Source organism: Mycobacterium shinjukuense (genome assembly GCF_010730055.1).
Classification (GTDB): domain Bacteria; phylum Actinomycetota; class Actinomycetes; order Mycobacteriales; family Mycobacteriaceae; genus Mycobacterium; species Mycobacterium shinjukuense.
Genome location: NZ_AP022575.1, coordinates 102,678 through 113,901 on the forward strand (window position 1 = coordinate 102,678; position 11,224 = coordinate 113,901).

Annotated in this window: 12 protein-coding genes, 1 tRNA gene and 1 pseudogene; 4 read left to right on the forward strand and 10 right to left on the reverse strand. The window is 66.9% G+C overall.

Going from position 1 to position 11,224, the window contains the following annotated elements; translation table 11 throughout:
• From G6N20_RS00405 to G6N20_RS00415, 3 genes are read right to left on the reverse strand one after another with little or no spacing between them, the layout of a single operon-like run.
• Window positions 1-1,227, reverse strand: coding sequence for an acetyl-CoA acetyltransferase (locus tag G6N20_RS00405; RefSeq protein ID WP_083050231.1), 1,227 nt, complete (start codon window positions 1,225-1,227; stop codon window positions 1-3).
• Window positions 1,228-1,261: 34 nt separating this feature from the next.
• Window positions 1,262-2,524, reverse strand: coding sequence for a PPE family protein (locus G6N20_RS00410; protein WP_083050233.1), 1,263 nt, complete (start codon window positions 2,522-2,524; stop codon window positions 1,262-1,264).
• A gap of 13 nt (window positions 2,525-2,537) precedes the next feature.
• Complete coding sequence (locus tag G6N20_RS00415) at window positions 2,538-2,837, reverse strand: PE family protein (protein ID WP_083050235.1); 300 nt, start codon at window positions 2,835-2,837, stop codon at window positions 2,538-2,540.
• Window positions 2,838-4,088: 1,251 nt separating this feature from the next.
• Here G6N20_RS00415 and G6N20_RS00420 point away from each other — a divergent pair.
• Window positions 4,089-4,334 (forward strand): hypothetical protein, encoded by a 246-nt coding sequence (locus tag G6N20_RS00420; RefSeq protein WP_158084777.1) that lies wholly within the window; start codon window positions 4,089-4,091, stop codon window positions 4,332-4,334.
• Between the two features lie 89 nt (window positions 4,335-4,423).
• A complete protein-coding gene (locus tag G6N20_RS00425; RefSeq protein WP_158084778.1) occupies window positions 4,424-4,771 on the forward strand; it encodes a hypothetical protein in 348 nt (115 codons plus the stop codon).
• A gap of 965 nt (window positions 4,772-5,736) precedes the next feature.
• On the opposite strand, the gene G6N20_RS00430 is transcribed toward G6N20_RS00425, so the two are convergent.
• Window positions 5,737-5,809 (reverse strand) — tRNA-Arg (locus tag G6N20_RS00430).
• 216 nt (window positions 5,810-6,025) lie between these two features.
• Window positions 6,026-6,598, reverse strand: coding sequence for a Uma2 family endonuclease (locus G6N20_RS00435; RefSeq protein WP_083050238.1), 573 nt, complete (start codon window positions 6,596-6,598; stop codon window positions 6,026-6,028).
• Window positions 6,599-6,726: 128 nt separating this feature from the next.
• Between G6N20_RS00435 and G6N20_RS20830 the strand changes: the two genes are divergently transcribed.
• Complete coding sequence (locus tag G6N20_RS20830; protein ID WP_232065395.1) at window positions 6,727-7,077, forward strand: AAA family ATPase; 351 nt, start codon at window positions 6,727-6,729, stop codon at window positions 7,075-7,077.
• A gap of 16 nt (window positions 7,078-7,093) precedes the next feature.
• Here the strand turns inward: G6N20_RS20830 and G6N20_RS00445 are convergent, their stop codons facing one another.
• The 5 genes and pseudogenes from G6N20_RS00445 to G6N20_RS00465 all read right to left on the reverse strand — a co-directional run bounded on the left by G6N20_RS00445 (window position 7,094) and on the right by G6N20_RS00465 (window position 10,643).
• Complete coding sequence (locus G6N20_RS00445) at window positions 7,094-7,483, reverse strand: PIN domain-containing protein (protein ID WP_232065396.1); 390 nt, start codon at window positions 7,481-7,483, stop codon at window positions 7,094-7,096.
• 23 nt (window positions 7,484-7,506) lie between these two features.
• Window positions 7,507-7,746, reverse strand: coding sequence for a DUF6364 family protein (locus tag G6N20_RS00450; RefSeq protein ID WP_083050243.1), 240 nt, complete (start codon window positions 7,744-7,746; stop codon window positions 7,507-7,509).
• Between the two features lie 43 nt (window positions 7,747-7,789).
• Window positions 7,790-8,614, reverse strand: a complete 825-nt coding sequence (locus G6N20_RS00455) for a TIGR03621 family F420-dependent LLM class oxidoreductase (protein ID WP_083050255.1) — start codon at window positions 8,612-8,614, stop codon at window positions 7,790-7,792.
• Between the two features lie 99 nt (window positions 8,615-8,713).
• Window positions 8,714-9,160 (reverse strand): annotated as a pseudogene (locus G6N20_RS00460) (gamma-glutamylcyclotransferase family protein); the annotation flags it as partial.
• 199 nt (window positions 9,161-9,359) lie between these two features.
• Entirely contained in the window at window positions 9,360-10,643 is a 1,284-nt protein-coding gene (locus G6N20_RS00465) for an Nramp family divalent metal transporter (protein WP_232065555.1), read from the reverse strand.
• A gap of 33 nt (window positions 10,644-10,676) precedes the next feature.
• Between G6N20_RS00465 and G6N20_RS00470 the strand changes: the two genes are divergently transcribed.
• Window positions 10,677-11,177 (forward strand): MarR family winged helix-turn-helix transcriptional regulator, encoded by a 501-nt coding sequence (locus G6N20_RS00470; RefSeq protein ID WP_083050245.1) that lies wholly within the window; start codon window positions 10,677-10,679, stop codon window positions 11,175-11,177.
• The last annotated feature ends 47 nt before the right edge of the window (window positions 11,178-11,224 follow it).

Here is an 11,224-nt window from a genome sequence, read left to right on the forward strand (position 1 = left end):
TCAGGAACCTCGGGTAGTGCCGACAACGAAACTGACCGTGGTGGCGGTGCTGCCGCCGAAATTCAGCGTGGCGAACGTTTTCGCCCCCGCGACCTGATAGCCGCCGGCCGTCCCGCTGACCTGCTTGGCCGCGTCCAGCACCATCCGCACCCCGGAGGCACCGACCGGGTGTCCGCCGCCGATCAGTCCTCCGCTGGGATTGATGGGCAGCCGCCCGCCGATCTCGATCTCACCGTTTTCGATGGCCTTCCACGATTCGCCCGGACCGGTCAGTCCGATGTGGTCGATGGCCAGGTACTCGCTGGGGGTGAAGCAGTCGTGCACCTCGACGCCGTCGAGGTCGTCGAGGTTTACCCGCGCGCGGCGCAGCGCGTCCAGGACCGCGGCGCGCAGATGGGGCAGCAGGTAGGGGTCCTCGGCGGCGCGGTCCAGCTTCTGCTGCAGACCCAACCCGACGGTGCGATGTCCCCAACCGTCGATGCGACCGATCGGGCGCGCATCGGGGTGATCGCGCAGATAGCGATCGCTGACCAGGACCAATCCCGCTCCACCGTCGGTCATCTGGCTGCAGTCGAACCGTCGCAGCCGGCCTTCGGTGATCGGGTTGGTGGCGTCGGCGGCGGTGATCGGGTCGGGGATCGTCCAGCCGCGGGTCTGGGCGTTGGGGTTGCGGCGCGCGTTGGCGAAGTTGAGCTGGGCGATCGCCCGCAGGTGCGTGTCGTCCAAACCGTAGCGCCGGTCGTATTCGTCGGCGACGCGCGCGAACATCGACGGCCACAGGTAACGCGCCCCGGCCCCCTCATGCCCGGTCCAGGCGGCCGCGCCCAGATGCTGGGCGGCGGTGTCACCGGGCACGGTCTTTTCCAGCTCGATGCCGACGACGAGCGCGGTGTCGTAGGCGCCCGACCGCAGGTCGGCCATCGCCGCCAGGGTGGCCACGCTGCCCGACGCGCACGCGGCCTCGTGCCGCGACGCCGGAGTGTTCCACAGGTCGGCGCACACCGTGGCCGGCATCGCCCCCAGCTGTCCCTGCTGGGCGAACATCTCGCCGAAGGCGTTCGCGACGTGGACGACGCCGATCGCGGCGGCGTCCACCCGGGCGGAGGTGAGCGTGCCGTCGACGACCTCGGCGGTCAACGCGGCGAAGTCGCGGTTCTCCTTCGTCAGGTTGCGAGCGAAGTCGCTCTGGTAGCCGCCGAGAATCCACACGCCCGTCGAAGCGTCCATACGCGGCACGGTACTCCTGCTCGGCGGGCCCGATTCACTGTTGCCGGTTGGTCGTCGGTCCGTCGGTGGGCGGCGGTTGCTGTATCACCACCACGGTGGGCTTGCGTTTGGGTTGGTCTTCGTTTTCTGGGGTAGCACCGCTGGCGCCGCTGCCCGCACTGCCGATGCCGCGTCCGGCCAAACTCGCCAGGGCCATGCCGCTCAGCAAGCCCGCCGGCGCTCCTCCCAGGTCCGACGGGACGGTGCCGGGGCTGGCGCTGGGCAGGGCCGCGACGGCCAGCCTGATCTCGGGGGCGGCCATGGTCCAGCTGTGTGGCACCGACAGGGCCCCGACCAGTGACGCCCGGCCGATGCCCGCCGACGCGGCGGCGCCCCCGCCGGTGCTCAGGTCTGCCGCAAACACACCGCCTCCGGCGCCCACGGCGGCACCCTGACTCGGTTCCACCGCCTGGCTACCAGCACCATGCCCGAAGAAGTACCACGGCCTGGTGGTGTTCACCACCGCCAGGCTCAGATTGGCGGTCGCGGCGACCGCGATGTAGGCGGCCAAGATGTCCAAATCCCCGATGGGGGTGGGGATTACTATGCTGGCGGCGCTGCCCAGGTCTGAAACTTCCGACGGGAGCGAAGCAGCGGATGCGGGCGAGGCGAGGGATTGCAGGGCTCTGGGGGCAATGGACGTTAACTGCCCCAGGGTCGCCTGCGCGCTCGTTTCAGCGCTCGTGCCGGTAGCTGCCGCGACCGCCGCGGCTTGGGCCGCCGGCCCCGCAGGATCGGAGATCTGCGACGGTGGGGTGAACGGGGTCAGCAGCGACGCGGCCGCGGATGCCCCCGCGTAGCCGTACATGGCGGTGGCGTCCTGCGCCCGCATCTCGGCGTATTCGGCGTGGGCGGCCTCGATCGCCGGGGTGTATTGCCCCAGAGTGTTCGCGGCGGCCAGCGCCAGCACCCGGCTACGGTTGGCCGCGATCAGCGGCGGTGGCACCGTCATCGCAAACGCCGTCTCAAACGCGGTCGCGGCCTTCCTGGCCTGATTGGCCGCCTGCTCCGCCTGCACCGCCGCTGACCTCAGCCATGCCGCATAGGGCGCGGCCGCGGCCGCCATCGACGCCGACGCGGGACCCAGCCACGACTCGACGGCCAGCCCCGCGACCACCGTCCCGTATGAGACGGCCGCCGAATCCAACACGGCGGCCAGCCCATCCCAGGCGGTCGCGGCGGCCAGCATCGATTCCGACCCTGGGCCCGCGTACATTCGGCCCGAATTTATCTCCGGTGGCAATGCCCCGAAGTCCATTGCTGCACCTTCCTTACCCGGCCGCGATCACATTGGCGGCCTCGGTGGCCTCATAGCAGCCGGTGCTGGCCGCCAAAGTGGCCACGAACAGCTCGTGAATCGCCGTGGCTTGCGCACTCATCGCCTGATACATCTGGGCATGCGCGGCAAACTGCGCCGCCGTCAGCGCCGAGACCTCATCGGCGGCCGCGGGAGTCACACCGGTCGTGGGGGCAAGCGCGGCCGCACCGTGCGCGCTGACCGCCGAACCGATCTGCTGTAGCTTCCCGGCGGCCGCCGCCAAACTCTCCGGCCGGGTGACCACGAACGACATCACGTTCTCCTAACTCCAGTCGTCCCCGCTGATCGGGCGACACTTCCCGCCGATGCACCGAAGCGCCTGTCCTATAAGGGAATTCAACGTTCCGCCATCTTGAGGAATCCGAGCAGGAAGGCACTCCTTCTTGCAGGGTACTTTGTCGGTTGCCAAACCGGCCCGGATTGGCGCCGATCCATATCGGAGAACTATGTAATCTGCCTCGGCGGGTCTGCGCTGCGGGGTGATCCCCGGTTGCGCGCCAGCGCCGGCACGTGGTCAACGCCGGCCCGCTCGGTGATCACCGGCGGGGCCCGTGGCTAACGGGGTGTGCTGCCAGCCTTGCTGAGGTCTGGCCTGGCCCGGCCGCGTTCGTCTCGGGATCGGCACTGCTGGAGCGGGATTCAACGCTTCGATCTCGCACGAGGATTGCCGCGCCCCGCGCCGAAGCGGATTGGTACAGCCGCGGCTAGGGAAGCGGTCGGGCCGGGGGCGCGGACGGGGCTGGCGGCGCTGACAGCCCCGACGGCGGCGGAAGCGTGGTGAGCGGGGTCGGGGAAAGGCTGCTCGACGCCGAGGACGCCGGGGTCGTTGTGTCGGTGCTGTCGGTCGCCGTCAAGACGCCGCTCGGACCGGAGCCGGCCACGCGGCCGTTGCGATGGTCATGCCGCTTTGGGCCAGCAGACCGTATTGCGCAATTCGGCGAATTGTCATGGTCAGTCCTTACTGCTGGTTGTGGTCAGAGCGTGTGGGCGGCTGAGCTCCCGGCAGGTCGCGGATCGTCCCAATGACGATCGTTCGCTTCTGACTTCGCCGGTTCCGGTCCGCGTTAGCGCGGTACTGGCCATACCATCCGCACTCGTGCCTGCACGGGCCGAATCGAGAGCAGACGTGCGGCGTGCCCACGATCGGAAGTCCGTTGCGTCACCTCCTCCACCCTGCACCGCAGCTGCCGGCCTTGAGAGCGCCCCCGAAAAAGTTAGGGGGAACTCGACGCGAGGATGTCACGACGCTTTCACACACGGGGAGTTTTTCGCCCCTCAGCAAAGCTACTCTCACCCATAAACACGGCCGGTTTCGTCGTCGTCGGGGCCCCGTATCGTGGTCGGCATGGTTCGCCGCGGGCAGCAGGGGCAACAGAAGTTGCGCAAGGCGCGCCGTGACGTGGCTGAGTAGTTGGAATCCGCCGAGGGAGCATATCGGCCAGACCGACGAAATTGCCTGGCGAGGCAGTGGGAGACCGCTGGGGACGATTCCAACACTCTGCGGGTGCAAAACCTGATCTGGTATCGACAGGGTCGACTGATCGATTTTGTTATTAAGCTGCAAGTACTTACCTCCGAGGGTTGGGAGACGGTCGAATACGTCGACTGTTGCCACGGCAGCTGCCACCACCACCCATATAACGGAATGACACGCGCCATCGTGCGGCTCGATGTCGTTGACGACGTGCAGAATGCATACCAGGTGGCACAGCCACTGATTTACGAACGTTTGCGTATCATCCGTGGATGAGGAGCGTGAGCACATAAATGAGCGATGACCGACTCGATGCGTTCCGCCGTGAAGTCGATTAGAACCTGGCATGTGGCGCGCTGGCGGGCGTGGAGTTGCCCGTCACGAGTGATGACGGCGGCTTCCCGGTAGTTGTAGCGATGGAGGATGAACGGTTCTCGGTGTTGCTCGGCAGGTTGCGTGCCGTGGGTGGCTTCGCAAACCTCTTTGTGAAGGGCGATGGACGTGTTCGGACCGCTTCGGTGATCGGCGAAAGCTGCGCGATCCCTGCGCCTGATGACAAAATGGTGGGCTCTGATAGCCCGGGCGCTAATGCCACCGTGGGAATGTTCTTCGACTACCTTGAGCGTCAACCGAACGGCGTCGCGGTATCCGCCGCGGTGGGCCATCCAGCTTGTGCGCGCGACGCAAAAACCGTGGAATTCGCTACCGTCTGACGCGGTCCCGAATCTCACAAATGGGGAAGCGGCCCAGCGATTTCCAGTGGGGCGCCATTCGGGGTTGGGGTCTACTTGGTCGTCGATGAGGTCGCGTCGGTGCACCTGGGCGATCTCGGCGCGCCTGAATCCGGCTTCACCGGCCAGCCTCAACATGATCTCGGTTCGCCGGTGGGCCTTGGCCAGCGCGGTTTGCCATGCCTGGTCCCTGGCCGGGGGGCCTCGGGCATCCGGACTTTCGGCAGCGCGTCCGTGATGCACCCGGGGTCCGTTCGGTCTCATACATCCACAGGAAAAAGCGGCGCAACGTGCTGCGGTAGCTGTGGCGGCCATCGGGTGACCAATGTTGTTGTCTGCCAAACCAGTTCACCAGGTTTTCGGCGGTGACTTCGCTCGGCGGGCAATTCGGGCCGCGCGCGGCCAGGCGCAAATCCCCTTCCGGAGCCGGATGGTGGCTGGCCGCTGCCCGCCGGCGGCCGGCGTTAGTAGGTAGTCATCGATGTCACGCTCCCAAGCGTCGGGAGCCCGAGCGCTTGGCGGCGGGCCTGGCGGTTTCGGCCGCATCCTGTCGATCAGGACGCGGTCAACGACCGCCAGGGGGCCAACCGCGAGCGTGACCTCGTTGTCGTCGGTCAGCGTGAAGATGTTGCCGCGCCGGACCAGACGTAATCCGATCCGCTTTGCCCGGGCCCGTGCGTCCGGACGCGATTGAGCATGTTCATCGCAGACCGTCCGCTCGTTTCGGCCGCATTGAGCAGCGCAGCTGCGATCTTGCGGGCTTGGGCGCTGGTGAGTGGGCCGCCGTCGTCGCCCCAGACGCCGATGCGGCGTGCCGGAGGTTGTGTTGCCAGCCGCCTGACGGTGGGCATGGTGGCTCCATTTCGTCCGGAGCACGAAAACCTAGCGACCAAGGGTCGCTAGCTGTGCAAATATTGCGCGGATTGGCATCTGCGCAGGTCAGATAGTGCCCCCGGCAGGATTCGAACCTGCGACACCGGCTTTAGGAGAGCCGTGCTCTATCCCCTGAGCTACGAGGGCGGGGGACGTCGTCGAATACCTGACCACAACCTCGGCAAGGAGCGATTTCATCGGTGTTCTGGGCGTCTGGGTGCCGTTCTCGGCGCTGCCACGGCGCTTGTCGCGGCGTCGCGGGGTCGGCGGGTGTGAGTGTAGCGGGCATCGCTGTGGCCCCGCGACGCTTGGGCGTGCATGGCCGGCGTGGATAGCGTGGATGGCGCTCGTCGAGCCGGCCGCTCACGGCAGGGTGAGCTCGTCGAGCCTGAAGTCCAGCGCGAGCGGCTCAGCGGTCCGTACCCGGTCACCGACCAGAGCTCCAACCCGCTGATACGTCCCTTCGCGGAGCACGTGGGCGAGGAATCGCTCGTCCGTGTCGGCGTCAAGATCGACGATCCAGTAGTGCTCGATGCCGGCCTTCGCGTACTCGTAGGGCTTCATTACCCGGTCGGTTCGACGCGAACCAGGCGACACGATCTCGATGACCAGAACGACATCCGACGCGTCCACTCGCACCGGATTGCGCTCCACCACGCCGCGGTTCACCACAACCAGGTCGGGGTCACGCACCGTGGGCGGGAAGCGCGCCTCGACGGTGATCTCGACCTCTTGCAGCACGACTAGCGAGGCAGGGCGCCATTCGTCAAGCAGCCGGGTGAGATTCTTCGACACGATTTGGTGAAGCGGACGTGGCCGCGGTGTGATGACGATGCCCCCCTCGACAAGTTCCCAGCGACGCGTCTCGTCCAGTTCGAGCGCGTCCCACTCTTCGAGCGTCACCAGGCCACGCGGAAATTCGGCCAGTCCTGCCACCGGACACCTCCATATCCTCTTTTGCCAGCAGGTTACGCCTGCTTGCGGCTCCGCTCGCGATGAAGCATCCCAGCAGCCACCGACAACGACGCGACACCACTGATGCGGCGCAATCGCCGCACGGACGGATGTTGATCGATGGTCACGACGCGGCCGCGCGGCTGCGTCGCGCGTTGGACCGGGCGCCGGCCGTGTTGCTCACCCGACCTCGTCAGGTCGGGAAGACCACCCTGAGCCGGCTGGTAAGCAGGTCCACCCCCGAATGCACGATTGACGCCGAGAATCCGGTTCACGCCGCGCGGCTGGCCGACGCGATGTTGGCCCTGTCCGGCCTGAGCGGGTTGATCACGATCGATGAGGCACAGCGGATACCAGGTCTGTTTCCGGTTGTACGGGTGCTCGTCGACCGGCCGGGCATGCCCGCTCCGTCAGTGATTGGCGCGGACCTTCGTCCGGTTGTAGACGCTCCATACCGGTGATCGCGCGTGGCCCGTATCATCCGAACGGATTCCGCACGCGAACACCTTCGATGAGCTGGCCATCGTTGAGGCCCTCCGACCAAAGGATCTCGCAGTGCAGCTCGGCGGCGCTGCGCACGATCATCGCATCCCAGAACGACAGCTGATGCCGGCTGGACAACGAGGCCGCCGCCACGACATCGTCTGCCAGTGGCGAATGGACGCGCCACCGGGACAGGCTGCGCAGTCGATCGACCGCTGCTTCCGGCGTGAGCGGAGCAGCGACCTTGTGGGTGGCATTGACGAAGAACTCTTGCAGCACCTGCACGCTCAGCGCACCACGTCGCTCGCTCCAGAGTCGGCCCACGAGGTCGGCAGCACGATCATGACGCGGCCCTGCCGTCGTGTCGTAGGCGTACAGCAGCACATTCGTGTCTACGAACTCCATGGTCAGCGTTCGTGGACCTGGTCGCGTGGCCAGGTGATTTCGCCGACGCGCAGGCCAACGCCGTGTTGCATGAGGCGGCATTCCTGCGCCGCCACGTCGTCGTAGTCGCGGCCGTCGCCGACCAGCTGTTCCAGCAGCCGGGCGACCAACCCGGACACGGATGTATCACGCTGCGCTGCAAGGACCTTCGCGCGCCGGACGAGTTCCTCCGGCATCGACAACGTGATGTTCTTCGTTGCCATGCGAATCGGTGTAACACTGAATCACAGCACAATGCCGAATCGGTCAGCGCAACCGCGCGATCACGTTGGCGAAGTTGTCGACGTGGCTGTCCTGCACGGTGAAGGACGTCACCCCGTACCGTTCGCGATAGCCGGACAGCGTGTCGGCCATTTCGCGGGGCGATCCGCTGAGCACGGAGTGCATGGCCAGCAGTTCCTCGTCGGACGCCGTGGGAGCATACCTGCGGGTCAACGAGAAGTCGGGGATGCGTTCGCCTGGGGCCGGCACCGCGGTGATCGCCAGGTTTAGCTCGAGCGAGCCGAACCGGTCACCGGCGGCATGGCGGACGAACTCGACGCGTTCGGCCAACGGGTCCTCGACGTCGCGCACCTTAGCGCCGGTCAGCCCGACGATGTCGGCGCGCCGGGCGGCCAGGGTCATCACCCGGTCGCCGCTGCCCGCGATCAGCAGCGGAACGGCGGGGTGGCGGCCGGTGAGATAAACCGCCACGTGCTCCAGGTGGTCGACGCGAGCGCCGGCACTGGGAAACGGCAGCTCGGCGGCCTCGAATTCTTCTCGGGCGTAGCCGGTTCCCAGGCCCACCTCCACGCGGCCGTCGCTGAGCAGGTCCAGCGCTTCGATGTCTCGGCTCAACAGCGCCGGCTGGTAGAAGCCGGCATTGAGTACATACATGGCGAGCCGGATTTTGGTGGTGACCATGGCAACGGCGGTCAGCGTCGGAAACGGCGCCGCCGCGCCGAGGTGGTCGGGCACACAGAGGACGTCGAACCCGAGATCTTCTGCTCGCTTTGCCTTCTTCTGCAGCGCCGCACGAGATTTGATGAAGCGGACGCTGAGTCCGAACCGAAAATCCCTGGCCACCAACAACCTCCGTTCGATCGAAGGGCACTCACCGGATGCGAGCCGCGGCCACCAAGCCCCGTGCCAGAGCGGAAGCGAGTGACTTGGCACAGGCCAACACGATGACACCGGCCGAGGACAACGCGCCGGATCCCAGCGGCGCAGAAAGTCGATCCAGCGCTGCGGCAGCCCGTGGTGCACGGCGCCGTCGATGATGCGCGGAAGATATCCCGGCCGTGGCCGACCCGGGGTGACCCGGTGGTCCAGGTAAACCCAGGCCGATGATGGCCCGTCGTCGGTATGCACGGTCAGCCGGGCTCGCCGGTAGCGCACGGGCACCCCTTCGGCGCTGTCCAAGGTGGCCAGATCCCGATCGGAGATCTGCCAGAGCACGCCGTGCACCTGATCTCCGGCGAGCGGTTTGACGGTGGCCACGCCGCGCCGATTGATCAGCCAGGCGTGGTCGCGCAGCATGGCCGGCCGCGGATCGTTGGCATCGGGACAGCGCACCGCCATCTGCCGGACACACAGGTTGGATCCGTATGCGAAGTAGGGATGGCGGGGGCCCGGCATTCAGCGCGTCATCGTCGGATAGCTCGGTGCGCGGCTGCGACCCGGTGTTGACGCAAGCTCACTCCCCGCAGCCTCGGTGGACGACGACCCCGCCCATCCTGCCGTAGTCGGTGGGCGACGCGCCACGCAGGGGCTCACCGGATTCGCAGCCCGGTAAGCCTCGCAACGATCCCGCCTGCCGACGGCAGTCGCGCGGGCATCAGCTGGTCACCGTCAGAACGATCAGCGCGGCGTTGAGCAGACTGATCATCACGGCCACCACCCAGCCGACAAGAGTCGTCGCGCGATGGTTGATATCGCTGCCCATCACTGCGGGGTCGCTGGTCAGTCGGACCAGAGGAAGCACCGCGAACGGGATGCCGAACGACAGCACGACCTGCGAGAGCACTAGGGTGCGGGTAGGGTCTGCGCCCAGCGCCAGGACGGCCACGGCGGGGCACAACGTGATGAGGCGGCGCACCAGCATCGGAACCGACCAGTGCAGCAACCCCTGCATGATCATGGCGCCGGCGTAGGCGCCCACCGACGCCGACGCCAAGCCCGAGGTCAGCAATCCGATCGCGAACAGCACCGCGATCGTCGGCCCTAGGGTGTCGTGGACGGCGACGTAGGCACCGTCGATCGACGCGGCCGCCACGCGACCCTGCAGGTTGAGCGCGGCAACCAGCAGCATGGCGGCGTTGACCCCACCGGCGATCACCATCGCCAGGCCGACGTCCCAGCGGGTGACCCGCAACAGCCTCCGCCGCCGCGGCCCCGGATCGGGATGTCCGTGCCGGTCGCGCGCCAGACCCGAATGCAGATACACCGCGTGCGGCATGACGGTGGCGCCCAGGATCGCGGCGGCCAAAAGCACGCTTTCGGTTCCGTTGAACCGAGGTATCAAACCGGTGATAACCGCGTCGGGGGGAGGTGTCGCGACGTAGAAGCTGGCGGTGAACCCGACAGCGATCACCATCAGCAAACCGGTGATGACACGCTCGAACATGCGCTGGCCGCGACGGTCCCCGACGGCCAGCAAGAGGACCGAGATCACCCCGGTGACGATTCCGCCGATCGGAAGTGGCAAGCCGAACAAGATCCGCAACGCGACCGCGCCGCCGATCACTTCGGCCACATCGGTTGCCATCGCTACGATTTCGGCCTGCGCCCAGTAAGCCAGCCGGGCCGGGCGTCCCATCCGGACGCCGATGGCCTCCGGCAGTGAGCGTCCGGTCACCAGGCCGAGTTTCGCTGACAGGTACTGGACCAGGCAGGCCATGACGTTGGCCGCGACGATGACCCACAGCAGCAGGTAACCGAACTGGGTGCCGGCGCTGACGTTGGCCGCAACGTTTCCGGGGTCGACGTAGGCGATCGCGGCGACGAAGGCAGGTCCGAGGAGATACCAGCTTGTCTTGACCGAGGGTTGGATGTCCTGCGCCAACTCACCGACTTTCGATCCGCAGACCCAAGTGAGGTTATCCGAATCGCGTCGGGCCAGCCAGCGGCGGGCCACCGGGCTACACTGTCAACCATGGTTGTCACATCGGAGTTCCGGGCGCCGCAAACAGATCTCGGTACGGCACTGCGGATGGCCTGGTGGAGCTATGTCCGCCGGGTGGACATGGAAATGGAGTCTGCCGGATTTCCGGAGCGCAGCTACTCGATGAACTACGTGTTCGCGCTCTACGCCCAACCGGGGCCGATAACGATTTCGGAGATGGGGCGACTGTTCGCCATCAGTCGGCAGGCCGCCAGCAAGGTCATCGCCGAACTGCGGGACCGCGGCTACGTGCGGGCCACGACGTCGGCCACCGATCAGCGCGAGAAGGTCGTGGAACTCACCGAGAAGGCAATCGAATTCGTGACCGCACGGCTGCGCGTGGCGGGCGAAGTGGACAGCGCGATTCGTCAGCGCATCGGCGATGCCGGCCTTGACGAACTGCACCGGGGCCTGGGCCTAATCCGTGAAGTTGCCACGGGGACAGCCGATTTCGAGCCGGCAAAGCTATACCGTTCCCCCAAGCTGTGGTGATCAGGGGATGCTGCGCCCGCGGACCCGTGCGTCTGCCGTCGGGTCCG